The organism is Azospirillum halopraeferens DSM 3675 (assembly GCF_000429625.1).
In the GTDB taxonomy this organism is placed as follows: domain Bacteria; phylum Pseudomonadota; class Alphaproteobacteria; order Azospirillales; family Azospirillaceae; genus Azospirillum; species Azospirillum halopraeferens.
In genome coordinates this window covers 266,222-290,700 of the sequence record NZ_AUCF01000004.1, presented here as the reverse complement: position 1 = coordinate 290,700, position 24,479 = coordinate 266,222, and the positions used below count along the sequence as shown (strand labels likewise).

At 71.9% G+C, this 24,479-nt stretch carries 23 protein-coding genes; 14 read left to right on the top strand and 9 right to left on the bottom strand.

Annotated features, from left to right (window positions below; translation table 11 throughout):
• Positions 1-9: 9 nt before the first annotated feature.
• The 4 genes from G472_RS0105055 to G472_RS0105040 all read left to right on the top strand — a co-directional run bounded on the left by G472_RS0105055 (position 10) and on the right by G472_RS0105040 (position 4,605).
• A complete protein-coding gene (locus G472_RS0105055; RefSeq protein ID WP_029007502.1) occupies positions 10-1,068 on the top strand; it encodes an alanine racemase in 1,059 nt (352 codons plus the stop codon).
• 17 nt (positions 1,069-1,085) lie between these two features.
• Complete coding sequence (locus tag G472_RS0105050; RefSeq protein ID WP_425387972.1) at positions 1,086-2,126, top strand: ABC transporter ATP-binding protein; 1,041 nt, start codon at positions 1,086-1,088, stop codon at positions 2,124-2,126.
• Positions 2,123-3,109 (top strand): ABC transporter ATP-binding protein, encoded by a 987-nt coding sequence (locus G472_RS0105045; RefSeq protein ID WP_029007500.1) that lies wholly within the window; start codon positions 2,123-2,125, stop codon positions 3,107-3,109. The genes G472_RS0105050 and G472_RS0105045 overlap by 4 nt, the downstream gene beginning before the upstream one ends.
• Before the next feature lie 338 nt (positions 3,110-3,447).
• Positions 3,448-4,605 carry a glycosyltransferase family 4 protein gene (locus G472_RS0105040; protein WP_211100138.1) on the top strand — a complete coding sequence of 386 codons (1,158 nt, stop codon included), beginning with the start codon at positions 3,448-3,450 and terminating at the stop codon, positions 4,603-4,605.
• A 117-nt stretch (positions 4,606-4,722) separates the two neighbouring features.
• Here the strand turns inward: G472_RS0105040 and G472_RS36755 are convergent, their stop codons facing one another.
• The 3 genes from G472_RS36755 to G472_RS37920 all read right to left on the bottom strand — a co-directional run bounded on the left by G472_RS36755 (position 4,723) and on the right by G472_RS37920 (position 6,435).
• Positions 4,723-5,700, bottom strand: a complete 978-nt coding sequence (locus G472_RS36755; protein WP_051340442.1) for a PRC-barrel domain-containing protein — start codon at positions 5,698-5,700, stop codon at positions 4,723-4,725.
• 37 nt (positions 5,701-5,737) lie between these two features.
• Complete coding sequence (locus G472_RS37925) at positions 5,738-6,202, bottom strand: peptidoglycan-binding domain-containing protein (RefSeq protein WP_084536451.1); 465 nt, start codon at positions 6,200-6,202, stop codon at positions 5,738-5,740.
• A 62-nt stretch (positions 6,203-6,264) separates the two neighbouring features.
• Positions 6,265-6,435 carry a DUF1328 domain-containing protein gene (locus tag G472_RS37920; RefSeq protein ID WP_029007498.1) on the bottom strand — a complete coding sequence of 57 codons (171 nt, stop codon included), beginning with the start codon at positions 6,433-6,435 and terminating at the stop codon, positions 6,265-6,267.
• 304 nt (positions 6,436-6,739) lie between these two features.
• Here G472_RS37920 and G472_RS0105020 point away from each other — a divergent pair, with 304 nt between their 5' ends.
• From G472_RS0105020 to G472_RS0105000, 5 genes are all read left to right on the top strand, one after another.
• Positions 6,740-7,594: an alpha/beta fold hydrolase gene (locus G472_RS0105020; RefSeq protein WP_029007497.1), complete on the top strand. Its 855-nt coding sequence runs from the start codon at positions 6,740-6,742 to the stop codon at positions 7,592-7,594.
• Positions 7,595-7,638: 44 nt separating this feature from the next.
• Entirely contained in the window at positions 7,639-9,573 is a 1,935-nt protein-coding gene (locus G472_RS0105015) for a hypothetical protein (protein ID WP_051340441.1), read from the top strand.
• 75 nt (positions 9,574-9,648) lie between these two features.
• Positions 9,649-10,551, top strand: a complete 903-nt coding sequence (mepA, locus tag G472_RS31340) for a penicillin-insensitive murein endopeptidase (RefSeq protein WP_051340440.1) — start codon at positions 9,649-9,651, stop codon at positions 10,549-10,551.
• Positions 10,548-11,618 (top strand): alpha/beta fold hydrolase, encoded by a 1,071-nt coding sequence (locus G472_RS0105005; RefSeq protein WP_029007495.1) that lies wholly within the window; start codon positions 10,548-10,550, stop codon positions 11,616-11,618. Before mepA ends, G472_RS0105005 begins: the two co-directional genes overlap by 4 nt.
• A 26-nt stretch (positions 11,619-11,644) precedes the next feature.
• Positions 11,645-12,241: an exopolysaccharide biosynthesis protein gene (locus G472_RS0105000; RefSeq protein WP_029007494.1), complete on the top strand. Its 597-nt coding sequence runs from the start codon at positions 11,645-11,647 to the stop codon at positions 12,239-12,241.
• Positions 12,242-12,251: 10 nt separating this feature from the next.
• Here the strand turns inward: G472_RS0105000 and G472_RS0104995 are convergent, their stop codons facing one another.
• From G472_RS0104995 to G472_RS0104970, 6 genes are all read right to left on the bottom strand, one after another.
• Complete coding sequence (locus G472_RS0104995) at positions 12,252-15,317, bottom strand: efflux RND transporter permease subunit (RefSeq protein ID WP_029007493.1); 3,066 nt, start codon at positions 15,315-15,317, stop codon at positions 12,252-12,254.
• Positions 15,318-15,321: 4 nt separating this feature from the next.
• The gene (locus tag G472_RS0104990) at positions 15,322-16,407 is read right to left on the bottom strand and encodes an efflux RND transporter periplasmic adaptor subunit (protein ID WP_029007492.1); all 1,086 of its coding nucleotides are present in this window, start codon (positions 16,405-16,407) and stop codon (positions 15,322-15,324) included.
• 153 nt (positions 16,408-16,560) lie between these two features.
• Positions 16,561-17,043 (bottom strand): DUF3306 domain-containing protein, encoded by a 483-nt coding sequence (locus G472_RS36750; RefSeq protein ID WP_051340438.1) that lies wholly within the window; start codon positions 17,041-17,043, stop codon positions 16,561-16,563.
• Entirely contained in the window at positions 17,040-17,555 is a 516-nt protein-coding gene (locus tag G472_RS0104980) for a DUF3305 domain-containing protein (RefSeq protein ID WP_035691087.1), read from the bottom strand. The genes G472_RS36750 and G472_RS0104980 overlap by 4 nt, the downstream gene beginning before the upstream one ends.
• The gene (locus tag G472_RS31330; protein WP_051340437.1) at positions 17,555-18,184 is read right to left on the bottom strand and encodes a biotin/lipoate--protein ligase family protein; all 630 of its coding nucleotides are present in this window, start codon (positions 18,182-18,184) and stop codon (positions 17,555-17,557) included. Before G472_RS31330 ends, G472_RS0104980 begins: the two co-directional genes overlap by 1 nt.
• A gap of 9 nt (positions 18,185-18,193) precedes the next feature.
• Positions 18,194-18,637: a hypothetical protein gene (locus G472_RS0104970; protein WP_029007490.1), complete on the bottom strand. Its 444-nt coding sequence runs from the start codon at positions 18,635-18,637 to the stop codon at positions 18,194-18,196.
• 195 nt (positions 18,638-18,832) lie between these two features.
• Between G472_RS0104970 and G472_RS0104965 the strand changes: the two genes are divergently transcribed.
• The 5 genes from G472_RS0104965 to G472_RS31325 are packed head-to-tail and all read left to right on the top strand — an operon-like array spanning position 18,833 to position 24,322.
• Entirely contained in the window at positions 18,833-19,450 is a 618-nt protein-coding gene (locus G472_RS0104965; RefSeq protein WP_029007489.1) for a TorD/DmsD family molecular chaperone, read from the top strand.
• Positions 19,451-19,467: 17 nt separating this feature from the next.
• The gene (locus G472_RS0104960; RefSeq protein ID WP_029007488.1) at positions 19,468-19,686 is read left to right on the top strand and encodes a twin-arginine translocation signal domain-containing protein; all 219 of its coding nucleotides are present in this window, start codon (positions 19,468-19,470) and stop codon (positions 19,684-19,686) included.
• A 14-nt stretch (positions 19,687-19,700) separates the two neighbouring features.
• Positions 19,701-22,592 carry a formate dehydrogenase subunit alpha gene (locus tag G472_RS0104955; protein WP_029007487.1) on the top strand — a complete coding sequence of 964 codons (2,892 nt, stop codon included), beginning with the start codon at positions 19,701-19,703 and terminating at the stop codon, positions 22,590-22,592.
• Positions 22,593-22,607: 15 nt separating this feature from the next.
• Positions 22,608-23,252 carry a formate dehydrogenase FDH3 subunit beta gene (gene fdh3B, locus G472_RS0104950; RefSeq protein WP_029007486.1) on the top strand — a complete coding sequence of 215 codons (645 nt, stop codon included), beginning with the start codon at positions 22,608-22,610 and terminating at the stop codon, positions 23,250-23,252.
• Complete coding sequence (locus tag G472_RS31325) at positions 23,249-24,322, top strand: formate dehydrogenase subunit gamma (protein ID WP_084536449.1); 1,074 nt, start codon at positions 23,249-23,251, stop codon at positions 24,320-24,322. The genes fdh3B and G472_RS31325 overlap by 4 nt, the downstream gene beginning before the upstream one ends.
• The last annotated feature ends 157 nt before the right edge of the window (positions 24,323-24,479 follow it).

Below are 24,479 nucleotides of genomic sequence, written 5' to 3'. Positions count from 1 at the left end.
GCCATCACCATGCGCGTCGACGAGCTGGACACACCGGTTCCCGTCATCGACCTGGACCGGGTCGAGCACAACCTGGCGAAGATGCAGGCCTATTGCGACCTGCACGGGCTGAAGCTGCGGCCGCACATCAAGACCCACAAGCTGCCGGCGTTCGCGCGGCGCCAGCTTGAGCTGGGGGCGGTCGGCATCACCTGCCAGAAGATCGGCGAGGCGCGGGTGATGGCCGAGGCCGGCTGCGCCGACATCCTGTTGACCTACCCCGTCGTCGGAGCCACCAAGGTGGCGCCGCTGGCGGAGGTCGCCGCCCGGACGCGGCTGACGGTGGCGCTGGACAACGCCGTGGCCCTGGAGACGGTGGCCCGGGCGGCGCACCTGGCCGGCACGGAGATCGGCGTGCTGGTGGAGTTCGATTCCGGTGACGGCCGCTGCGGCGTGCAGTCGGCGGACGAGGCGCTGGAACTGGCCCGGCGCGCCCACGGCAACGGCCCGCTGGCCTTCCGCGGCTTCATGACCTATCCCCACGGTCCGCGGACGGCGCCGTTCCTGGCCGCCGCCCGCCCGCTGTTCGAGGCGGCCGGCATTCCGGTGGAGACGGTGTCGATCGGCGGCACGCCGGGTTGTTGGGACGCCCACCTGGTGGAGGGGGCGACCGAGCTGCGCGTCGGCACCTACATCTATCATGACCGCGCCACCGTCGGCGCCGGCGTGGCGGCGCCGGAGGACTGCGCCCTGCACGTCCACGCCACGGTGGTCAGCCGCCCGACCGCCACCCGCGCGGTGATCGACGCGGGGTCCAAGACGCTGTCGTCCGATAGGGTCGCCGCGGCGGTCGGCGAGGGGTACGGCCACATCCTCGAATACCCCGACGCCGTCATCACCCGCCTGAACGAAGAACACGGCGTCGTCGACCTGTCCGACTGCGACACCCGCCCCGCGATCGGGGAGCGCATCCGCATCCTGCCCAACCACGTCTGCGTCGTCAGCAACCTGCACGACGCGGTGGTGGTCGGCCGCAACGGCACGGTGGTGGACACCTGGCCGGTGGCGGCCCGCGGCTGCACCCGCTGACACCGGCGGAGGATGCCATGAACGCAATCCCTGACCGGGCGGCAGGAGCGGAGGCGATGCCCCCCGGCCTTACCCTGGACGTGCGCGATCTGCACACCCGCTTCGCCACCGACGACGGCGTGGCGCGGGCGGTGGAGGGCGTGTCCTTCCGCGTCGGGCGCGGCGAGACGCTGGCGGTGGTCGGCGAGTCCGGCAGCGGCAAGTCGGTCACCAGCCTGTCGGTCATGCGCCTGATCGCCGCCCCGGCCGGCCGCATCGCCGCCGGCACCATCCTGTTCCGCGGCCGCGACGGCGCGGTGCATGATCTGGCCGCCGCCGGGGAGCGGCTGATGCGCGGCATCCGCGGCAACGAGATCGGCATGATCTTCCAGGAGCCGATGACGTCGCTCAACCCTGTCTACCCCGTGGGGGAGCAGATCGCCGAGGTGCTGCGCCTGCACCGCGGGCTGGACCGCCATGCGGCGCGGGCCGGGGCGCTGGAGATGCTGGAGATGGTCGGCATTCCCGCCGCGGCGCGCCGGCTGGACGAGTACCCGCACCAGATGTCCGGCGGCATGCGCCAGCGGGTGATGATCGCCATCGCCCTGGCCTGCCGCCCCACCCTGCTGATCGCCGACGAGCCGACCACCGCCCTGGACGTGACCATCCAGGCGCAGATCCTCGACCTGATGCGCCAGCTCCAGGCCGGCACCGGCACGTCCATCCTGTTCATCACCCACAACCTCGGCGTGGTGGCGGAGATCGCCCACCGGGTCGCCGTCATGTACGCGGGCCGCATCGTCGAGGAGGGGGACGTGCGCACCCTCTTCAAGGCGCCGCGCCACCCCTATACGCGCGGCCTGCTGGCCTCGATGCCGCGCCTGGGGCAGGCGCACGGCGGGGCGCGGCTGGAGGCGATCCCCGGCAACGTGCCCGGCCCCTTCGGCCGGCCGGCGGGCTGCACCTTTGCCCCGCGCTGCGCCTACGCCGAACCCGCCTGCACCGCCGGCGAGCCGGTGCTGGAGACGGTCACAGCCACCCACGCCGTGCGCTGCCGCCGCTGGAGGGACCTGCCATGAGTGACGCGAACCGGCCGCTGCTGGAGGTCCGCAACCTGGTCAAGCACTTCCCCGTCAAGGGCGGGCTGCTGCAACGAACGGTCGGACAGGTGAAGGCCATCGACGACGTGTCGTTCGACGTCGGCCGCGGCGAGGTGCTGGGGCTGGTGGGCGAGTCCGGGTCGGGCAAGACGACGGTGGGGCGCACGATCCTGCGCCTGATCGAGCCGACCGGCGGCTCCATCCGCTTCGACGGGGTGGAGGTGACGGGCCTGTCCAAGTCCGCCCTGCGCGCCTGGCGCCGGCGCATGCAGATCGTCTTCCAGGACCCGTACGCCAGCCTGGACCCGCGCCAGCGGGTCGGCGCCATCGTCGGCGAGGCGCTGGTCATCCACGGCATCGGCACCCGCGCCGACCGGCGCGACCGGGTGGCGGCGCTGCTGGAGAAGGTCGGGCTGGGAGCCGACGCGCTGGACCGTTTCCCGCACGAGTTCTCCGGCGGCCAACGCCAGCGCATCGGCATCGCCCGCGCCCTGGCCGTGGAACCGGACTTCATCGTCGCCGACGAGCCGGTGTCGGCCCTGGACGTCTCCGTCCAGGCGCAGGTGGTCAACCTGATGCGCGACCTGCAACAGGAACTGGGCCTGGCGGTGCTGTTCATCGCCCACGACCTGGCGGTGGTGCGCTACGTCAGCGACCGCGTCGCCGTCATGTACCTGGGCCGGATCATGGAGCTGGCGCCCGCCGACCGGCTCTACGCCGACCCGCGCCATCCCTACACCCATGCCCTGCTCTCCGCGGCACCCGAGCCCGACCCGGATGCCCGGCGCGAGCGCATCCTGCTGGAGGGCGACGTGCCCAGCCCCATGGACCCGCCTTCGGGCTGCGTCTTCCGCACCCGCTGCCGGCACGCCCTGCCCGCCTGCGCCGAACCCGCCGCCCGCACCCCGCGCGAGGTGGCGCCGGGGCACGTCGTCGCCTGCATCCGCGACGACGTGGCGTAGAAGCCCGGCTCCCGCCGGAGGCGCCTGCCGTCAGAGGGGATTGCCCGCCGTCCGCACGGAATCTCCCGCGGCGCGGGCATTGGCCTGCAACATTGCCATTGATGTGGGTCGGTCGGACGGGTATCTCTTCGCCAACCAGGTGAAAGACGCTTCACGGAGATTGACCCGATGAATCCGGGCCGCACCGGCCATGTCCCCACAGGCCATGTCCCGGTCGCCGGTCGCCGCCCATGACCGCAGCCCTGCGCGACTCCCGTTGGCCCCGCGTGATCGTTTCAAACGGGTTCAACAAGTTCTTTCTCTCGGTTGCGGCCGCGCATGCGGCAGCGGATGGAATGTTGGCCTCGTTCCTGACCGGAGCCTACCCCACGGCCCCGGTGCGTCGGGCGGTCGATTGGACGGGGACTGCCGATCACCCCAAATGCGGGCGGTTGCTCCGGCGCGGCGATCCCCGGATTCCGGCGGAGCGCATCCGCGCCTTCCCCGTCAGCGAGGCCATCAGCATCCTTGCCTGGTGGATGGAACGTTCGGGTGTCGCCTTCGCCGACAGGGTCAACGTCGCGTCCTTCGAAGCCTACGGCCGCGCCGCGGCGAAGGCTGTGCTGGAAACGGGCGGACAGGCGCGGATCTATCATTACCGGGCCGGATTCGGGCAAAGTTCCGTCCCCGTCGCCAAGCGGATGGGCATGGTGGCGTTATGCGACCATTCCATCGCGCATCCGGCGCTGGTGGAGTATCTCGTACGGAACGAGGGGCGTTTCCCGCCTAAGGGCGAGGTTCCGCGGATGTCGCGATTCTGGACCTGCATCGCCCGCGACATCGGGCAGGCGGACCATGTCGTCGTGAACTCCGCCTTCGTCCGCAACACCATGCTGTCGCAGGGCTGGGCGGAAGACCGCGTCCACACGGTGTATCTCAGCGTCGAGGATCAGTACTTTACGACGCTGCCGGCCCGCAGCCCGGCACGCGGCCCAGACCTGCGGATCGCCTTCGCCGGTCTTGTGGAGCGCCGGAAGGGGGTGGACGTCCTCTTCGCCGCGCTGGAGTCGCTCGGCGATGTCGCCTGGAGACTGGACCTGGTGGGGCCGATCCCCGCGGAGATTGCCGGCCGTTACGCCACGTTCCTGCGCGACCCGCGCGTGACCTGCCACGGCATTCTGCCGCGCGATCGTCTGGCGGCGCTCCTCACCGAGGTGGAGGTGTTCGCCTTTCCATCCCTGTGCGAGGGCTCGGCCCGCGTGATCTTCGAAGCGCTTGCGGCGGGGTGCTTCGTCATCACCACCCCGAACAGCGGGTCGATCGTCGAGGACGGGATTCACGGCATCGTCGTACCACCGGGCGATCCGGAGGCGCTGGCCGCCGCCATCCGCAAGGCGGCGGACGACCGCGACGCCGTGGCAACCATCGGGGCGGACAACGCCGCGCTGGTCGGCAGGCGGTATCGGGAGCCCGATTACTGGCGAAACGTGCGGGACCTCTATTGCCGCATTGCCTGAGCTTTCCCCGGCGAGCGCCTCGGTTCCGGCACCCCGCCGACGCCGGGTGCGCCGGTTGCTCCTCCGGGGGTGTGCGCATCACACACCCCCGGAGGGAGGGCAATGGTTCGGGGCGCCTTACTGTGCGGTGCCCGTCCCGGTGCCGGAGCCGGTGCCGCCCGCGGCCGGCCGGCCGGCCGGCGCTTCGGCCAGCTGGCGGTCCCAATGCTGGTCGATCCGCTGGCCGAGGTCGCCCTGCGTCAATTGCCGCACGTCTGCGCTGTCAATGGCCGGGGCGTTCTCGAACGCCGTCTCCGCCACGTCGAGGATCAGCGTGTCGCTGTAGGGCGTCGGCGTCATGCGCAGGTCGCTCCAGCGCACGGGCACCAGATCCTGGCCGAAGCCGAGGAAGCCGCCGCGGCCGATCAGCACGTACTCGATGTTCCCCTGCGGACCCAGCACCACGTCGGCCACATCGCCGAGGTCCTCGTCGCGCATGTTGCGCACGTCGGAGCCGATGAGGGCGTCGATGTTCATCGGGCTTTCCAGTTGGTCCACCGGAATGGCCGCCGCCAGGTGCCGTTCACGCCAGGTGCGCATGGCAGCCTGATCCATCTCGCCGGACTCGAGCGCCGCGCGGAAGCGCTCGTGGGTGTCGCTGACGGCCGACACGATGGAGCGGCACCCGTCGCTGTAGCCCTCCATGGCCAGGATGTAGCCGGCACTCATCAGGGTGCGCATCTCGCCGCGCGGCGAAGCCATTGCGGCGGTCTCCGGCGCAGTACCGCCCGGCGCCGCGGCCCCGGGCGCCGTGGTACCCGGCGCGCCGGTCACCCCGTAGCCGGTGCCGCGGGTCCAGTAGCCGCCGGGTCCGGCCATGCCGTAGCCCGTGGTGGCGAGCTGCTGGTCAAGCTCGCGGAGCTGCTGAAGGCACTGCTGATCGGGTTGCGCCTGTCCGGTCTGGGTCTGCCCGGTCTGGGTCTGCCCGGTCTGGGCCTGCCCGGTCTGGGCCTGCCCGGTCTGGGCGGCCCCGGGAGCCGTCTGCTGCGCGACGGCCGCCGCCGGCACCATCAGCGCCAGGGCGGCGGCGCAACTCAGGAGCGTGAAACGCGTCATCGGAAGGTCTCCTCGTCGTTCATAAAAGGGCGGGGTATCAGCGGCCGGCCGTTTGCAGGGCCGCCACGGTCTGCCGGTCCAGGCGGCCGGTGGCGTCGATGCCGCGGTCCCGCTGGAAGCCGATCAGGGCGTCGCGGGTGTTCGGGCCCCAGATGCCATCGACGGCGAGGGAATGGCCTTCCGCGTTGAGTGCCTGCTGAAGGCTGCGCACGTCGGCACGGCTCAGTTCCGTGCCGGACACGCCGGTGGCGCCCGCCGTGGCACCGCCGTCGGTGCCGCCCGTCCAGTCGCCGACGGCTTCGTCGACCGGACGGTCCATCATCGAGCCGGCAGCCGCCCCTCCGGCCCCGCCGACCACGGCACCGACCGGGCCGCCGACGACGGCGCCGGCGGTCGCACCGCCGATACCGCCGGTGGCGGCGCGCCGTTCCATGGTCTGGCCGCAAGCGGCGAGCGACAGGATGAGGCCCGAGGCGAGGGCCGTCATGGTGATCGTTCGCATGGGACATCTCCCTTTTCTGTCCGGTGGCGTCGGGTTGCGCCGCGCATCGATGCCGGCCGCCGCTACAGACGGCGGCGCTGCGTGAACGCGACGATCAGGCTGACCACGAAGACGACCAGGAAGATCCAGAAAATCACCTGGGCGATGCCGGCTGCGGCCGAAGCAATGCCGCCGAAGCCGAACAGAGCCGCGATCAGCGCAATGACGAAAAACGCAAAAGCCCAATACAGCATAGGTCCCTCCTGACGATGGTTCGGGCCACCGCCGCGTCCGGACCGGCCGCCGAAGCGCTGCCGGCGGCGGCGTGGCCCGCATGCCGGTTCGGCCCGAGGGCTCTTTCCCCAACCGGCTCGCCCGGAAAAGGTTGCGCCGGTCGCCCGCAAACGCCGCCGGTTGCATCACGGCCAGCCATTCACATCCCGTTGCACCGCAGCCGCACCATCCGCCCCGCGGGCGCACCGGCCGGGAACCGGTCGGCGGAAGGCACCGTTGCAACAGGGGAACGCGATCGCCGACACGCAACCCAGCGGGACTCCCATGAGCAGCGCCGACGGCGACCTTCACGAGAAGACGGTCCGCCTTGCGGGGGGACTGCGCCTTCACGTCGACACCTCCGGGCCCGCGGACGGCCCGCTCACCGTCCTCCTGCACGGCTTTCCGGAATCCCGGTATGGCTGGCACCGCCAGATCGGCCCGCTGGCCGCGGCGGGATTGCGCGTGCTGGCGCCGGACCAGCGGGGCTACGGGCAGAGCGGCAAGCCGGGGAACCTGCGCGCCTACACGGTGGACCGGCTGGCCGACGACGTGCTGGCGCTGGCCGATGCGGCGGGCCGCCGGCGGCTGCGGGTGGTCGGACACGACTGGGGCGGGGTGGTGGCGTGGTGGCTTGCCCTGCGCGATCCGGACCGGGTGGAGCGCTGCGCCATCCTCAACGCCCCCCACCCGGCGACGGCGGCGCGGTACGCGCTGCGTCATCCCGGCCAGATGCTGCGCAGCGCCTATGTCGCGGCCTTCCAGCTTCCCGTCATCCCCGAACGCCTGGTCCGTCGCCTCGGCGGGCCGATGATGACCGCCACCAGCCGCCGCGGAACCTTCTCCGCCGCCGACCTGGAGCGGTACCGCGCGGCGTGGGATCGGCCCGGCGCCATGACGGGGATGCTCGCCTGGTACCGCGCCCTGCGCTTCGGCCGGCGCGCTCCGGGGCGGCGGGTGCGCGTGCCGGTCCTCCTGCTGTGGGGGGAGCGGGATCCGTTCCTGCAACCGGGGCTGGCGCGGGCCGCCGCCGCCCTGTGCGACGACATCCGGGTGGAGCGCTTTCCCGACGCCGGCCACTGGCTGCAGCACGAGGAAGCGGAGCGGGTCAACCGCCTGCTGATCGACTTTCTGCGGTGAGAACCGGCACCGCAGGGCACATGGAATGTAAGAAGGGGGTTGGCATGGGCTGGAAAAGGGGGCTGGGCATCACGGCGGTGGTCGTCGTGGCGGGCGTGGCGGCGGTCGCGGCGTTCGGGCGCTTCGAGTACGCCCCGATGCCGGTCCAATCGGCCCTGGTGAATCCGGAGCGCCGCCCGGACACCGTCGCCTACGACGTGCTGGGCCGCTCGGTCGGCCACGCCGAGGCCGAGCGCCTGATGGCGACCGGGGAGGGCCGCGCCTTCCTGTCGCCGGCCAACGGCGCCATCCGCGTGGACGAGGACTTCCTGGCCCTGGGGCGGGAGGCGTTCTACCGCGAAACCTTCGGCAACGAGGTGTGGGCCACCGACGTTCTGGGCATCATCGACGGTGCCATGACGCCGCTGTCGGTGGTCCGCGGGGTGCTGGCCACCGGCGGCGCCGGCACGAGCGACCTGAAGATCCGCCTGGCCAAGCCGCTGCGGCTGGGCGACCGGGTGCTGGAGGCGGGCACGGAGGTGTCCACCGGACTCGACATTCCCCGCGGCGGCCTGTTCCCGCTGGGCATCAAGGTGATCTACGACCGCGGCGCGCTCCGCGTCGGCATCACGTGCGCCGCCTGCCATTCCACGGTGGACCCCGACAGCGGGCGGGTCATCGAGGGTGCGCCCAACGCCGACATCCGCATCGGCCTGATGCTGGCCATGGCCTCCAACTCGGCCAGCTACTTCACCCACACCGACGTGCACCCCGACCGGGTGCCCGATCCGGAGGAGTTCGAGGCGGCGGTGAACGCCGTGTTCGCGGCCTGGCCGCCGGGCAACTTCGATCCCACCGTCGATCTGGTGGCCAACCCGACCAACATCCCCGACAGCTTCACCGCCTACGATCATCCCTTCGGCTGGACCGGCTTCGCCGCCATCGGCCCGTTCCGCGGACTGAACGTGCTGAACAACAACGTCCACGCCCTGAACACCGATTCCACCGCCCAGGCCGACCACGCCCCCATCCTGTTCGGCATGGACCGTGAACGGTACATCGCCACGATTCTGCGCAACGCGCCGGGTGCCGATTTCCGCTACGACCCCGCCGACGGGCGCCTGCCGTCGGAGGTGCTGGCGGCCGCCGACCCGAACCCCGGGACGCCCGGCATCATCCGGATGGTGCCCATGCCCGGCTACCCCGCCGCCGACTACCTGACCAGCGACGGGCTGATCGTCAGCGTCCCCGGATACCCGGCCTGGCACCACATCAGCGCCATCTCCGCCTTCCAGGACTCGCTGCTGCCGCCGCAGCAGGTCGCCGCCTCCGCCGCAACGGTCGCCGAGGGGCGGCAGGTGTTCGAGGCGGCGGGCTGCGCGTCCTGCCACGACGGCCCCGGCTACACCAACCACCGGGTGCTGCCGGCCGCCGAGGTGGGCGCCGACCCGTCCCGCGCCGCCGCCCTGTCCGACACCGAAAAAGCGCTGGCGCCGCCGCGCCTTTACGCCACCGACACGCCCGTGCCGCTGCCGCCGCAGCCGCACACCATCCCCATCGAACCGGAGGGGGACGCGCTGGAGCAGCTCCGCCTCGGCTGGGCCCATGGCGACACCGAGGGTGGCTACAAGGTCAAGGGGCTGGTCGGCCTCGCCTGGTCCGCCCCCTACCTGCACGAGGGCGGCGTCGCCGTGGGCCCGGACCCGGAGCGGCACCTCGGCCTGCCCGGCACGCTGCTGGCCGGCGTGCCGGTCCACCCCGGCAACAGCCTGCGCGCCCTGGTCGACCGGTCGCTGCGCGCCCGCGTCGTCGCCGCCAACCGGGCCGAGCCGAGCCTGGCGGCGGTCAGCACGCAGGGCGCCGGCCATGGCCACTGGGTGGACGAGGAGGCCGGCTTTTCCCTGGCCCAACAGGACGCCCTGATCGCCTACCTGCTGTCGCTGACCCGTCCGGACGAAACCGAGGGAGAGGACGCGCCGCAGGCCTCGACCGCGCCGTAACCGCACCGGGCGGAGCACCGGACGCCGACGGCTGTTGCGGAGGCAGAGAGGACAAACGGCAACGGAGCACGGGGCATGGCGGATCGCAGGGACCGGACGACGGCGGGGAAGGCTCTGGCCGCGCTGGGATGCGCGGTGATGATGGCGGCCGGAACGGCAGCGGCCACTGAGCGGTTGGCCACTGAAGGGCCGGCCAATGAATGGTCGTCCGTGCCCGGCCCGGCGCCGGGGCCGGCGCGGGTGTTCGGCGCCCATTCCGCGGGCTGCATCGCCGGGGCGGAGCCGCTGCCCCCCGACGGCGAGGGCTATCAGGCCGTGGACCTGGACCGGCGGCGTTACTACGGCCACCCCGAGCTGGTCACCTTCGTGCGCGACCTGGGCCGCGCCGCCGCGGCCATGGGCATGGGAACCCTGCTGGTCGGTGACATGGCGCAGCCCCGCGGCGGTCCCATGGCGAGCGGCCACGTCAGCCACCAGACCGGCCTGGACGTGGACATCTGGTTCCGCGTGGAGGCGGAGCGGCTGCCCCTGCCCGCCCGCGAAGGGCTGGAGCAGCCGCCGGTCGTCGATCCCGCGACCGGGCGCCCCGATCCCGCCCTGTGGACCCTCGGCCATGCGGAGATGGTGCGGTGGACCGCGTCCGACCCGCGGGTGGCGCGGGTCTTCGTCGGTCCCGCGCTGAAGCGCGACCTGTGCGAGCGGCCGTGGGCCGACCGGTCCTGGCTGCGCCGGGTGCGGCCGTGGCCGGGGCACGACGATCACATGCATGTGCGCCTGGCCTGCCCCGCCGGCGAGGCCGCCTGCGTCTCGCAACCGCCGCCGCCGCCCGGCGACGGCTGCGGCGCCGCTCTCGACCCGTGGTTCGGCCCGGCGCCGCCCGCCGTGGCGACCCGGCCGGCGGCACCGCGCCACCCGCAATGCCGCGCCGTCCTGACCGCCGATACCGCGGCGGCCGCCAACAATGGAGTCCTGCCATGACCGCGCCGATCCGACCGCACCTCGCCGCCGCCCTCCTCCTGACCGCCTGGACCCTGCCCGCCGCCGCGGACGTGCACGACATCGGCGCCTTCACCTTCGAGAACGGCGAGTCCATCGAGTCCATGGCCGTGGGCTACGACGCTTACGGCACCCTGAACGAGGCGGGCGACAACGCCATCCTCGTCACCCATGGCACCAGCGGCGGCCGCGACAGCTACGCCGCGTACATCGGCCCCGGCCGCGCCTTCGACACCGACCGCTATTACGTGGTGGCAGTGGACGCCATCGGCGGCGGCGACTCGTCTAAGCCGTCGGACGACCGGGGCACCGGCTTCCCCCGCTACACCCAGCGCGATCTGGTCCACGCCCAGCATGCGCTGCTGACCGGCCTGGGGGTCAACCGCCTGGTCTCGGTCGGCGGGGCGTCCATGGGAGCCTTCCAGGCCCTGGAATGGGGGCTGCAATACCCGGACTTCGTCGATTCCCTGCTGGTGATCGCCGGCGCGCCGCTGTCCGACCGGCTCTACGGCGGCATCGTCGACACCATGGTGGAGGCCATGCAGCTCGACCCCGCCTGGAACGGCGGGGATTACGAGACGAACCCCACCGACGGTTTGCAGGTGGCGGGAATGGTGTTCCAGCCCTGGCTCTACAGCGACGCCCACCTGAACGGCGTGACGGACGACGACTCCTTCGCGTGGCTGCTGCGCTCCATGGGGCGCGGCTGGGCCGAGAGCTGGGACGCCACCGACTGGATGTACCGCTACCGCGCGGCGCAGAGCCACGACGTCTCGGCCGGAAGCGGCACCGTCGAGGAGGCGCTGGGCCGCATCCGCGCCCGCACGCTGATCGTCCACGTCACCAGCGACCGCCTGTTCCCGGAGCATCACGCCCGCACCATGGACGAGGCCATTCCCGACAGCCGGGTCGTGTACATCGAGTCCGACCGCGGCCACATGGCCTGCTGCCAGTCCAACGCCGACCTGCCGGAGTACGCACAGCTTACCGACCACATCCGCGACTTCCTGGCGGAGGCGGACGCTCCGGCGACGGGATCGGCGGACTGATCGAGGATGGAAGGGAGTCACCGGCCATGGCTGACGGCGAACCGCAGGACGAGCCACGATCCCTGGAAGACGTTCTGATCCGCGTGCGCGACACCGAGGCCGGTGACCCCGTGAGCGTGGCTGACATCGCCGATTCCATCGGCCGCCGCTCCTTCGGGCCCCTGCTGCTGGTCCCCGGCGTGATCATGCTGTCGCCGCTGAGCGGCATTCCCACCTTTCCCACCCTGTGCGCGACGCTGGTGCTGCTGGTGGCGGGCCAGATGCTGCTGGGGCGGCAGCGCCTGTGGCTGCCGCGGCTGGTGGCGGCGCGCTCGGTCGACCGGGACAGGCTGAAACGGGCCATGGGGTTCCTGCTGCCGGCGGCCCGCGTCGCCGACCGGCTCTTCCGGCCGCGGCTGACCGCCCTGGTGCAGGGCCGCACGGCGCTGATCGTGCCGGCGCTGTGCGTCCTGCTGGCCCTGACGGTGCCGTTCCTGGAGGTGCTGCCCTTCCTCGCCTCGGTCATCGGGGCGGCGGTCACCCTGCTGGCCCTCGCCCTGGTGGCCCGCGACGGGCTGCTGGTCGTCCTGGCCCTGCTGCTGACCGGCGGGGCGCTGGCCTTCGGCGTGAGCTGGTGGGGGTGAACCCCGCCGGCTATTCCGCCGCCGCCGGGACCGTCCCCGCGTCGGGCGCGGCGCGGCGCTCGCGGCTCAGCAGGGTGTAGACGGCGGGCACCACGAACAGGGTGAGCAGGGTGCCCAGCGTCATGCCGCCGACGATCACCCAGCCGATCTGCTGCCGGCTTTCCGCCCCGGCGCCGGTGGCCAGCGCCAGCGGCACGGCGCCCAGCACCATGGCGCCGGTGGTCATCAGGATCGGGCGCAGGCGCAGCACCGCCGATTCCACCACCGCCTCGCGCAGGGCGAGCCCGCGTTCGCGGAGCTGGTTGGCGAACTCCACGATCAGGATGCCGTGCTTGGTGATCAGGCCGACCAGAGTCACCAGACCGATCTGGCTGTAGACGTTCAGCGTGCCGCCGGTCAGCCACAGGGCCAGCAGCGCACCGGCCATGGACAGCGGCACCGTGAACATGATGATCAAAGGGTCGACGAAGCTCTCGAACTGGGCCGCCAGCACCAGGTAGATGAACAGGAGGGCCAGCACGAAGATGAAGACGAGGCTGGAGCCCGCCTCGCGGAACTCCCGGCTCTGCCCGGCGTAGTCGGTGCGCACCGAGGCGGGCAGAACCTCTTCCGCGGCGCGGTCCAGGAAGGCCAGTGCCTCGCCCTGGGACACGCCGGGCGCGAGATTGGCGGTGAGGGTGGCGGAGCGAAGCTGGTTGAAGCGCATCAGCTCCTTGGGTGCCACCGTCTCCTCCACCGTGGCGAGGTTGGAAAGCTGGATCATCTCCCCGCCCGCCCCGCGCACGTAGATGCGGCTGAGGTCGCGCGGGGTGGAGCGGTCGCTCTCGGTCAGGCGGACGATGACGTCGTACTGCTCGCCGTCCCGCTCGAAGCGGGTGACCTGCCGGCCGCCCAGCAGGGTTTCCAGCGTACGCCCCACCGCCGCCACCTGGATGCCGGCGTCCGCCACCTTGTCGCGGTTCATGGACACCTCGATCTGCGGCTTGTTCAGCTTCAGGTCGCTGTCCACGTTGACCAGGCCGGGGAAGTCGCGGATGCGCTCCAGCATGCGCTCCACGTACTCCTCCAGGTCGGCGTAGGTGCCGGAGGTCTGGATGACGTACTCGATGGGGCGCGAGGACGCCCGCTGACCGAAGGAGGGCGGGTTGACGGGGAAGATGGTCATCCCCGCGATGCGGGCGAGCTGCGGTTGCAGGGCGGCCACGATCTCCTGCTGGCTGCGCTCGCGCTCGTCCCAGTCCTTCAGGCGGGCGAAGGCGATGTTGCGCGTCACCTCCGGCCAGCCGCCGACCACGATGTGGCTTTCGATCTCCGGCACCCCCCGCAGCACCTCCTCCAACTGGCGGGAATAGCGGAAGGTGTAGTCGATGGTGGCGCCCTCCGGCCCGGTGCCGAAGGCGCGCACGACGCCGCGGTCCTCCACCGGCGACAGCTCCGACTTCAGCATGGTCAGCAGCAGGCCGCCGCCGCCGGCCACACCCAGCGCCACCAGCACGATCAGCGGCCGCACCCGCAGGCTCGCGCGCAGCGCCGCGCGGTAGCCGCCGGCCATCCCGTCGAACATCCGCTCCAGCGCGTTGTAGACGCGCCCGTGGCGCTCGTGCGGCTTCAGCAGCTTGGAGCACATCATCGGCGTCAGCGTCAGCGCCACGATGCCCGACACCAGCACCGCGCCGGCGAGGGTCAGCGCGAACTCCAGGAACAGGCGCCCGACGCGGCCGGAGGCGAAGGCGACCGGGGCGTACACCGCCACCAGCGTCAGCGTCATGGCCACCACGGCGAAGCCGATCTCGCGCGTGCCGTCGATGGCGGCGGTGAAGGGGCTCTTGCCCCTCTCGACGTGGCGGTGGACGTTCTCCAGCACGACGATGGCGTCATCCACCACCAGCCCGATGGCCAGCACCATGGCCAGCAGGGTCAGCGTGTTGATGGAGAATCCCAGCGCGTACATCAGCGCGAACGCGGTGATCAGCGACACCGGGATGGTCACCACGGGGATGATCGACGCGCGCACCGTGCGCAAGAAGAACAGCACCACCAGAACCACCAGCACCACCGCCTCGCCGATGGTGTGGAACACCGCCTTGATGGAGCGGTCGATGAAGACGGAGGAGTCGTAGGAGATCTCGGCGCTCATCCCCTCCGGAAGGTCGTCCAGCAGGATGGGCAGTTCGCCGCGCACGGCGGTGGAGACGTCCAGCGGGTTGGCGGTGGCCTGCTTGACGATCCCGATGGATATGGCGTTGCGCCCGTTGGACCGGCTGATGCGGCGCTCGTCCGCCGCCCCCAGCTCCACCGACGCCACCTCGCGCAGGCGCACCATCACGCCGTCGCCCTGCTTGACGACGATGCCCTCGAACTGCCCGGGCGTGGTCAGGCCGGTGCGGGACAGCACGGTGAACTCGCGGTCGATGCTCTCGATGCGGCCGGACGGGATCTCCACGTTCTGCCCACGCAGGGCGTTCTCCACCTCCTGAATGGTCAGGCCGTAAGCGGCCAGCCGGGCGCGGTCCACCCACACGCGCATGGCGTAGCGCCGCTCGCCGAAGATGGTGACGTCGGCCACCCCCGGCAGGTTCTTGAAGCGATCGACGACGAAGCGGTCGAGATAGTCGGTGATCTCCAGCGGCGACATGCGGTCGCTGGTGAAGGGCATGAACAGGATGGGCTGGGCGTCGGCCTCCACCTTGGCGACGGTCGGCTCCTCGATCTCCGCCGGCAGGCGGCGGCGCACGCGGCTGACGCGGTCGCGCACATCGCTGGCCGCCACGTCGGGATCGACGGTGCGCCGGAAGGTGATGGTGATGCGGCTCGACTCCGGCCGGCTGGTCGAGGTCAGCGTGTCGATACCCTCGATGCCGGCGATGGAGCCCTCCAGCACCTGGGTGACCTGGCTCTCGATGATCTCGGCGCTGGCGCCGGGATAGGTGGTGGTGACCGACACCACGGGGTCGTCGATGCTGGGATACTCGCGCACCGACAGGCGCTGGAAGCTGACCACCCCGACCAGCACCATGACGAGGCTGATCACCGTCGCGAAGACCGGACGGCGCACGCAGGTTTCGGCGATCTTCATGGGGTCAGCCTTCCGGGGGCGGCGTCACGGGGTCCACGGCGCTGCCCTCGCGCAGGCGCTGGTGGCCGGCGGTGACCACCACCTCGCCGGCGGCAAGGCCCTCGACCACCTCCACCTCGCCGCCCTGGCGCTGGCCCAGCACCACGGGCACGCGGGTCGCCCGCCCGTCGGCGACGCGGAACACCACGCGCCGGTTGCCTTCCGGCACCACGGCCGCCTCGGGCACCAGCACGGCGTCGCTGCGCTGCGCCGCGGCGATGGAGACGCGCACGAACAGACCCGGCCGCAGCACCAGCTCCGGATTGGGGATCAGCGCGCGCACGCGCAGCGCCCGCCCGTTGACGTCGAGCTGCGGCGATATGGCGGAAACGGTGCCGGGGAACCGCCGACCGGCCAGGGCGTCGGCGGCCACCTCCACCGACTGGCCGACGCGCAGAGCCGTCAGGAACGTCTCGGGCACCCGGAAATCAGCCTTCAGCGGGTTCATGGTCTGGACCGACACCAGCGCCTGGCCGCGGCTGACGAAGCCGCCGACGCTGACCGACCGCAGACCGAGGATGCCGTCGAAGGGCGCCCGGATGACCGTCTTCTGCAAGCGCGCATCGGCCAGCGCCACCGACGCCCGCGCCGACTGCAACGCCGCCCACGCCTCGTCGCGCGTCCGCTGGGTGCCGGTGCGCTGGCGCAGCAGGGTGTCGGCGCGCTCGAAGTTCGCTTCGGCGAGGGTGAGCTGGGCCCTGGCCTGGGCCAGTTCGGCGCGCAGGATCACGTCGTCCAGGCGGACCAGCGTTTGCCCCTGCGCGACCGGCTGCCCCTCATCGAACAGGATCTCGGCGATGATGCCGTCGACCTCGGGGGCGAGCACGACGGAATCGGGGGATTCCAGGGTGCCGATGGCGTCGATGTCGACCGTGACCGTGCCCGACCGCACCGTCGCGATCTCCACCGCCACCCGCGGCGGCGCCTTGGCCGCCGTCGCGGCCGTCTTCGGCTGCGGCTCGGCGTGCACGCCGGCGAACTGCCAATAGCCCACCGCGCCCGCCGCGACCAGCGCCGCGACGGCCATGGGCAGCATGCGTCCTCGTCTCATGGTCCCGCCGTGTTCCCCGTGTCCCGTCGGCTGCCGGACTGCACCGTCCGGTTCACCGGCGTCAGCATGACCACGGGCGACCGTTCGTGCAACCATGAACGCCCCGGCCAACGGGAATGTGATCGGCCGGGATACGGTGTCCGGGCCGCGCCGTCAGGCCGGCCGCGGCGGGTCGTCCGCCCCGGTTTCCTCCTCCGGCGGGGCATCGGCGGCGGCGACCGCCGTGTCGGTCTCCGGCTCCTCCTCCCGCAGGTGGCGGAACAGGGCCTCCACCACCTTCTTCGCGTCGTCGGTCGGGCGGAGCGCGCCATAGCCGGGGGCGTTGCAGTCCCAGTCGTAATCGACCAGGGGCTTGTGGCCGGTGATGGCGGGGTCGCTCGCCCAGGCCCGGCGCAGGGCGGCCAGGCGCAGGGCCTTGGGCACGCCCTTCTTCAGGAACACGGTGTAGTCGCTGTCAGCACCCAGCGTGTCCGGGGACGGCAGGGTGGCGGGATCGACCGCCTCCTCCGCTTCGCCCTCTCCGTCGCCGTTACCGTCGCCGTCCGTCGCCATCGCATCGGCGTCGGGCGGCGGTGCGGTGCGGGCGGCCTGCTTGCGCCGCGACCAGCGGGCGAGGAAGCCGTCGTCGTCGGTCATGGTCCGTCCTCGCGCGTGTGGAGCCGGCCGGCCGGCCGGCGGGGGGCCAGGATCTCGGGATCGGCGGCGTCGCGGGTGCGCCGCCACGGCGTCCGCTCCACATGGTGCCGGGCGACGAACCCGGCCAGCCAGACGCGCACCGCCTCGGGCATGGGAACGGCGTCCAGCAGGTCGTCGCCGGCGTCGGCGTGGGCGTGCGCCTCCGCCGGATCGACGGTGGCCAGCAGCAGACGCGGGCCGTACGGCCCGCCGCGCGGCCGCAGCACCACGTAGACGGCGGGGTTCGGCCCTTCCAGATTGTGCTTGTACAGCGCGGTGTCGCCGGCGTACGCGACCAGCTCGACCGTCCCGGCGAAGAAGCGGGTCACGCCCTCGTCGTGGAACAGGACGCTCCACGGTTCCGTCGGCCGGCGGCCGGGCAGCACCGCCGCGGTGCGCCACAGGTGGTCCTGCCAGCGGTTGCGGGCCGGCCGCCGTTCCACCACCACGCCGACGGGCAGACGCTCCGCCATCACGCCGCCTCCGCGCCGGCGGGCAACCGGGTGGTGCGCCGGGCGGCACGGTGGCGGGCAAGAGGCGCAAACCCCTCCTCCTCCCACCGGCTCATCCAGTGCAGCAGGTGGCGGGCGAAGCGTTCCACCAGATCGGCGTCGCTCACCGCGTCGAAGCCCTCTTCCATCAGAGCGGTGCGGTCGGGAGCCTCGCCCGGCTCCCCCGCCTCGCCGTCCATGGTCCGCCGCACGCGCACGCCGGCCACCAGCCAGTCGGGAACCGCGTCTCCCCGCGCGCCCGGCGGCCAGGCCAGGGACACGCCGCCGATGGCGGCGCCGTCCACCGCCAGCCCGGCCGATCCGTGCAGCGTCACCGGCTTGTGCGGCGGGGCCACCGCTGCCAGCGCGTCGGCCATGGCGAGCCGCACCGCCACCCTCGCGCGGATGGCCCGCCGCAGCGCCATGTCGGGCTCCAGCACCACGGCGATCTCCAGCGCGTCGGGCGTCCCGCGCCAGCGCAGGCGGCCGGCCCCGGCCCCCGCCGCGGCGTCGGCCAGGGCGTGATCGAAGGCGCGGCCGGCGGCGCAAATCGCCGCGTCGAAGACGGGCGGCAGCAGCGGCGCTTCGGCAAGACGCGGGTGCGCGGTCATGACGGCGGCCTATTCGATGTAGTTCTCCGGGAACAGGTGTTCGGGGTTGCCGGTCGGCGACGGCTCCATCTCGGTCTCCGGCTCGCTGGCGTAGGCGTTGGGGCGCGGGGTGGGCCGGCCATCCAGCCCCGGCGGCGCCCGGCGCACCAGGCTCAGCGCCTCGTAGAGGGCGAGGTCCGCCTGCGCGCTCCCCGTCGGCTCGGGCGAGCGGGTGCCCTGGCGCGTCGGCTCGGGCATCTGGCTGTCCTCGACCTCGGGCGAGGTCAGGCCGCGCTGCTCCGCCTCCTGCGGGTTGCCGTTGCGCGGGGCGTCCTCGCCGGAATGCCAGCTCTCCACACCCGCCGGCCAGTCCGGTCCGGTGTCGCGCGGTGCGGCGTCCTGCGCCAGGGCGGCGGGGGCCAGGGGAAGCGCAACCAGGGCGACGGCCAGGGCATACGGCAGGAAACGGCGCACGGACGGCCTCCGGAAACGGGGGTACGGACACCGGCTTCAACACCGGCGACGGCGGTTCGTTTCCCGGCATGCCCTGCAAAAAGGCACCCCCACCCCGAAGCCTGCAACGTTCCACGGCCACGCTTGTTGTTCCCGGCAGAAGGGCCGCCGCCGCGACGCGGAAACGGCGCCCCGGCAACGGGAGGAGACGGCGCCATGGCCGTGGCACCGGACGAGACGGCCGCGGAGGCGGCGGACCACGTCGAGCGGGAACGGGCGCAGGCGTACCGGCTGCTGGCGGCGCTGCTGGCGCGGCCGCCCGATGGCGGCCTGCTGGACCGGCTGGCCACGCTGCACGGCGACGGCAGCCCCTTCGGCACGGCCCTGGGCGCCCTGGGGGGCGCTGCCGCCGCGACGGCCCCGGCGGCGGCGGAGCGGGAGTTCAACCGGCTGTTCATCGGCGTCGACCGGGGCGAACTGGTGCCCTACGCCTCCTATTACCGCACCGGATTCCTTCAGGACCGGCCGCTGATCCGCCTGCGCGCCGACCTGGACCGCCTGGGCATCGCACGCGCCGCCGGGGTGCCGGAACCGGAGGACCACGTGGCCGCCCTGGCGGAGACCATGGCCGGCCTGATCGACGGCGGCTTCGGCGCGCCGGCCCCGCTCGACCGGCAATTCCGCTTCTTCGACGACCACATCGCCCCGTGGGGCGCGCGCTTCTTCGCGGACCTGGAGCGGGCGCCGTCGGCCGTCTTCTACCGGCCGGTGGGCACGCTGGGCCGCCTGTTCCTGGAGATCGAGGCCGGCGCCTTCGCCCCCGGCGCCGCGTGAGAGAGGGAGACCGGGCCATGAACCGCAACGACGACAGCACGCCGGACCGCGCAAAGGCCGGCGGACCGGCACGGCGGGACCTCCTGAAGGGTGCCGGGCTGGCCGGGATCGGGGCGGCGACGCTCGCCGCCCTGCCCGGCGAGGCCGACGCCTACCAGCCGCCCGCCGACCAGGTGGCCACCCGCTACCGCAAGAGCGAGCACGTCAAGCGCTTCTATTTCCTGAACCGCCTGTAGAGGACCGACCGCCGATGCTGACGAAACGACGGCCGAAGACGCCGGGCACGCCCCTGTCCGACGCGCTGCGTTCCGTGGACGCCGGCGGCCCCGGCCGCCGCGCCTTCCTCAAGGCGGCGGGCGTCACCGCCGGCGGCCTGGCGGGGCTCGGCGCGCTGGGCGGCGGCATGATGCGCAAGGCCGGGGCCGACTCCATGATGCCCGGCGTCGAACGGGTGCTGCGCAAGAACGTCTGCACCCATTGCTCGGTCGGCTGCACCGTGGTGGCCGAGGTGCAGAACGGCGTCTGGGTGCAGCAGGAGCCGGGATGGGACAGCCCCATCAGCCAGGGCACCCACTGCGCCAAGGGCGCTTCGGTGCGCGAGCTGGTGAAGGGCGAGCGGCGGGTGAAATACCCGCTGAAGCTGGTGGACGGCGAGTGGACGCGGGTGTCGTGGGAGCAGGCGATCGACGAGATCGGCGCCCGGCTGCTGGCCATCCGCGACACCTACGGCCCCGACAGCGTGTTCTGGCTGGGCTCGGCCAAGTTCTCCAACGAAGGCGCCTACCTGCTGCGCAAGTTCGCCGCCTTCTGGGGCACCAACAACGTCGACCACCAGGCGCGCATCTGCCACTCGACCACCGTCGCGGGCGTGGCCAACACCTGGGGCTACGGCGCGATGACCAACAGCTACAACGACATCCAGCACTCCCGGTGCCTGGTCATCATCGGCGGCAACCCGGCGGAGGCGCACCCCGTGGCCATGCAGCACATGCTGCGCGCCAAGGAGCGCAACCGCGCGCCGTGGATCGTCATCGACCCGCGCTTCACCCGCACCGCCGCCCACGCCACCGAGTACGTCCGCATCCGTCCCGGCACCGACATCCCGGTGGTCTGGGGCCTGCTCTGGCACATCTTCCAGAACGGCTGGGAGGACAAGGACTACATCGCGCGGCGCGTCTACGGCATGGACGCCATCCGCGCGGAGGTGGCGAAATGGACGCCCGACGTGGTGGAGCAGGTCTCCGGCGTGCCGGCCGAGCAGCTTCTCCGCGTCGCCCGGGCGATGGCGGAGAACAAGCCGGCGACCCTGATCTGGTGCATGGGCGCCACCCAGAAGACGGTGGGCACCGCCAACGTCCGCGCCTTCTCGATCCTGCAACTGGCGCTGGGGAACATCGGCGTGCCGGGCGGCGGGGCCAACATCTACCGCGGCCACACCAACGTGCAGGGCGCCACCGACATGGGGCTCGACGTGTCCACCCTGCCCTCCTACTACGGCCTGGCCGAGGGGGCGTGGCGCCACTGGGCGCGGGTGTGGGACGTGCCGTACGAGTACATGCTGTCCCGCTTCGGCTCCAAGGAGCTGATGGAGGCCAAGGGCATCCCCACCACCCGCTGGTTCGACGCCGCCCTGGCGGAGGCCGGCGAGCTGGACCAGCCCAACCCGATCCGCGGCCTGGTGGTGATGGGTCATGGCGGCAACACGGTCACCCGCATGCCCGACATGCTGAAGGGCATGGAGAAGCTGGACCTGCTGGTGGTCGTCGACCCCCACCCCACCAGCTTCGCCGCGGTGCGCCAGCGCCGCGACGGCTCCTACATCCTGCCGGCCTGCACCCAGTTCGAGACGGACGGCAGCCGGGTCGCCTCCAACCGCTCGGTCCAGTGGGGCCAGAGGGTGGTGGATCCGATCTTCGAGTCGAAGGACGACTACGAGATCATGTACCTGCTGGCCCGCCGGCTGGGCTTCGCCGACGAGCTGTTCAAGCACATCAAGGTGAACGGCACCAACCCGGTGCCCGAGGACATCCTGCGCGAGATCAACCGCGGCTGCCTGTCCACCGGCTACACCGGCCAGTCGCCGGAGCGCCTGAAGCTCCACATGATCTACCAGCACACCTTCGACCGCATCACCATGCAGGCGACCGAAGGCCCGCTGAAGGGCGAGTATTACGGCCTGCCCTGGCCCTGCTGGGGCCATCCGGAGTGGCGCCATCCCGGCAGCCCGGTGCTCTACGACACGTCCAAGCACGTGATGGAGGGGGGCGGCACCTTCCGCGCCCGTTTCGGCATCGAACGGGAGGGCGAGACCCTGCTGGCCGAGGGCAGCTTCTCCAAGGGGTCGGAGATCGAGGACGGCTATCCCGAGTTCACCATGGCAGTGCTGCGCAAGCTGGGCTGGGATGCCGAGCTGACGGCCGAGGAGCGCCGGGTGATCGAATTGATCGGCGGCGACAACATCGACGACGTGTCGTGGGCGACCGACCTGTCCATGGGCATCATCCGCATCGCCATCAAACACGGCTGCCTGCCCTACGGCAACGCAAAGGCGCGGGCCGTCGCCTGGAACCTGCCGGACCCCGTGCCCGTGCACCGGGAGCCGATCTACAGCGCCCGGCCCGGGCTGGTCGGCGACTTCCCCTCCTACGACGACCGGCGGGACTTCCGGCTGCCGCTGCTCAACCACGCGGTCCAGAAGGCGGCGCTGGAGGCGGACGTGCCGTCGAAGTTCCCGTTCATCTACACCTCCGGCCGCCTCGTGGAATACGAGGGCGGCGGCGAGGAGACCCGCTCCAACCGCTGGCTGGCCGAGTTGCAGCAGTCGATGTTCGTGGAGATCAACACCGGCGACGCGGAGCGGCTGGGCGTGCGCGAGGGCGAGTACGTCTGGGTGGTCAGCCCCGAGGACGGGCGCGCGAAGATCAAGGCCCTGGTGACCGACCGCGTCGGCCCCGGCGTCGTGTTCCTGCCGTTCCATTTCAGCGGCTTCTGGCAGGGCGAGGATCTGCGCGGTCAGTACCCGCCGGGCACCGATCCCTTCGTGCTGGGCGAACCGGCCAACGGTGTGACGACCTACGGCTACGACCCCGTCACCTGCATGCAGGAAACCAAGGTCACGCTCTGCCGCATCGAGAAGGCGTAGAAGGAGACGAGCGTCATGGCTCGAATGGTGTTTCTGTGCGACGGCGAGCGCTGCATCGAATGCAACGCCTGCGTCACCGCCTGCAAGAACGAGCACGAGGTGCCCTGGGGCATCAACCGGCGCCGCGTCGTCACACTGAACGACGGCCGGCCGGGCGAGCGGTCCATCTCCATGGCCTGCATGCACTGCACCGATGCGCCGTGCGCCGCGGTGTGCCCGGTGGACTGCTTCTACCGGACCGACGAGGGGGTGGTGCTGCACTCCAAGGATCTGTGCATCGGCTGCGGCTACTGCTTCTACGCCTGCCCGTTCGGGGCGCCGCAGTACCCGCGCGCCACCCTGTTCGGCAGCCGCGGCAAGATGGACAAGTGCACCTTCTGCGCCGGCGGGCCGCACGCGGACAACTCGCCGGAGGAGTACGCGGCGTACGGCACCAACCGTCTGGCCGAGGGCAAGCTGCCCCTGTGTGCCGAGATGTGCTCCACCCGCGCCCTGCTGGCCGGCGACCGCGACGAGGTGGCCGACATCTACCGGGAGCGCTCGGCGCGGCGGGGCTACGGCTCCGGCGCGTGGGGCTGGTCCGTGGCCTACACCGCCGACCGGGGCGGCGCCTATGCCCCCGGTGGTCGCGCCCTTGAAGAGCCGGAGAGGACGTCATGACCCCCTTCGCCCCCGCCCGCCTGCTGCCGTTGGTGCTGCTGCTGACGGCCCTGCTGTTCGCCCTGCCCGCCGCCGCGCAGAGCGGCCCCGGTGCCGTTGCCCCCGGCGGCGGCGGAGGGGCGCCGGCACAGCCCGGCCTGGAGGGGCAGACGCCGTCGCCGGACGTGCGCTCGCCGGCGGATGTGCCGCTCTACATCCCCCACGACGGGCGGGTGCAGGGGCGGATTTCCATCCCCGACCCGGCGCTCGCCACCCTGATCCAGCCCGGGGGCCGCGACTGGCGCGGCTTCCGCATGGACTGGCTGCAATGGATCGGCGGCGTCGTCATCCTCGGCGCGCTGGCGGCACTGGCGGTGTTCTATTTCTGGCGCGGCCCCATCACGATCGAGCGCGGCCGGGCCCGCCGCTGGGTGCCGCGATTCAACAGCATCGACCGCTTCGCCCATTGGACGACGGCGCTGGGGTTCATCGCGCTGATGCTGTCGGGGTTGGTGCTGACGTTCGGCCGGTTCGTGCTGATCCCCATCATGGGCCACGGCAGCTTCGCGCCGCTGGCGGACTGGTCGAAGTATCTGCACATGGCCTCCAGCGTGCCCTTCGTGCTCGGCCTGCTGCTGATGCTGGGGCTGTGGATCCGCGACAACATCCCCACCCGCGCCGACCTGATCTGGCTGCGCCAAGCCGGCGGCCTGTTCAGCCGTCATTCCGTCCACCCCGAGTCCGGTCGCTTCAACGCCGGGCAGAAGGGGCTGTTCTGGCTGGTGGTCCTGGGCGGCCTGGCGATGGCCCTGACCGGCTATCTGCTGATGACGCCGTTCTATTACACCGGCATCGCCGGCATGCAGATCATCCACATCATCCACGCCCTGCTGGCGATGGTGCTGACCGCGGTGATCTTCGGCCACATCTACATCGGCACGGTGGGCATGGAAGGCGCCTTCGACGCCATGGGCCGCGGCGTGGTCGACGAGAACTGGGCCATCGAGCACCACAAGGGCTGGTACGACGAACAGTGCCGCGCCGGCCGGATCATCCCGGGAGACCGGATGCCGCAGGCGGGGGATGATTGAGGCCGGGAGTGCCTGCCCCCATGGTCCGCCGAGAGCGACGCATGGTCGTGCTGATTCAGCCCGGTTTCATGGTCTGCTTGGGAAAGCAGTGGTTTGGACGAGGACTGAAATCACTCTGACATGATCGTTCCCGGCGCAGAACCCTTTGCCTTTCCGG

Excerpts from the sequence above, each read along its gene's own strand:
- G472_RS0105055 (WP_029007502.1), top strand. The coding sequence starts at position 10 with ATGCGCGTCGACGAGCTGGACACACCGGTTCCCGTCATCGACCTGGAC.
- G472_RS0105050 (WP_425387972.1), top strand. The coding sequence starts at position 1,086 with ATGAACGCAATCCCTGACCGGGCGGCAGGAGCGGAGGCGATGCCCCCC.
- G472_RS0105045 (WP_029007500.1), top strand. The coding sequence starts at position 2,123 with ATGAGTGACGCGAACCGGCCGCTGCTGGAGGTCCGCAACCTGGTCAAG.
- G472_RS36755 (WP_051340442.1), bottom strand. The coding sequence starts at position 5,700 with ATGACGCGTTTCACGCTCCTGAGTTGCGCCGCCGCCCTGGCGCTGATG.
- G472_RS37925 (WP_084536451.1), bottom strand. The coding sequence starts at position 6,202 with ATGCGAACGATCACCATGACGGCCCTCGCCTCGGGCCTCATCCTGTCG.
- G472_RS37920 (WP_029007498.1), bottom strand. The coding sequence starts at position 6,435 with ATGCTGTATTGGGCTTTTGCGTTTTTCGTCATTGCGCTGATCGCGGCT.
- G472_RS0105020 (WP_029007497.1), top strand. The coding sequence starts at position 6,740 with ATGAGCAGCGCCGACGGCGACCTTCACGAGAAGACGGTCCGCCTTGCG.
- G472_RS0105015 (WP_051340441.1), top strand. The coding sequence starts at position 7,639 with ATGGGCTGGAAAAGGGGGCTGGGCATCACGGCGGTGGTCGTCGTGGCG.
- mepA (WP_051340440.1), top strand. The coding sequence starts at position 9,649 with ATGGCGGATCGCAGGGACCGGACGACGGCGGGGAAGGCTCTGGCCGCG.
- G472_RS0105005 (WP_029007495.1), top strand. The coding sequence starts at position 10,548 with ATGACCGCGCCGATCCGACCGCACCTCGCCGCCGCCCTCCTCCTGACC.
- G472_RS0105000 (WP_029007494.1), top strand. The coding sequence starts at position 11,645 with ATGGCTGACGGCGAACCGCAGGACGAGCCACGATCCCTGGAAGACGTT.
- G472_RS0104995 (WP_029007493.1), bottom strand. The coding sequence starts at position 15,317 with ATGAAGATCGCCGAAACCTGCGTGCGCCGTCCGGTCTTCGCGACGGTG.
- G472_RS0104990 (WP_029007492.1), bottom strand. The coding sequence starts at position 16,407 with ATGAGACGAGGACGCATGCTGCCCATGGCCGTCGCGGCGCTGGTCGCG.
- G472_RS36750 (WP_051340438.1), bottom strand. The coding sequence starts at position 17,043 with ATGACCGACGACGACGGCTTCCTCGCCCGCTGGTCGCGGCGCAAGCAG.
- G472_RS0104980 (WP_035691087.1), bottom strand. The coding sequence starts at position 17,555 with ATGGCGGAGCGTCTGCCCGTCGGCGTGGTGGTGGAACGGCGGCCGGCC.
- G472_RS31330 (WP_051340437.1), bottom strand. The coding sequence starts at position 18,184 with ATGACCGCGCACCCGCGTCTTGCCGAAGCGCCGCTGCTGCCGCCCGTC.
- G472_RS0104965 (WP_029007489.1), top strand. The coding sequence starts at position 18,833 with ATGGCCGTGGCACCGGACGAGACGGCCGCGGAGGCGGCGGACCACGTC.
- G472_RS0104960 (WP_029007488.1), top strand. The coding sequence starts at position 19,468 with ATGAACCGCAACGACGACAGCACGCCGGACCGCGCAAAGGCCGGCGGA.
- G472_RS0104955 (WP_029007487.1), top strand. The coding sequence starts at position 19,701 with ATGCTGACGAAACGACGGCCGAAGACGCCGGGCACGCCCCTGTCCGAC.
- fdh3B (WP_029007486.1), top strand. The coding sequence starts at position 22,608 with ATGGCTCGAATGGTGTTTCTGTGCGACGGCGAGCGCTGCATCGAATGC.
- G472_RS31325 (WP_084536449.1), top strand. The coding sequence starts at position 23,249 with ATGACCCCCTTCGCCCCCGCCCGCCTGCTGCCGTTGGTGCTGCTGCTG.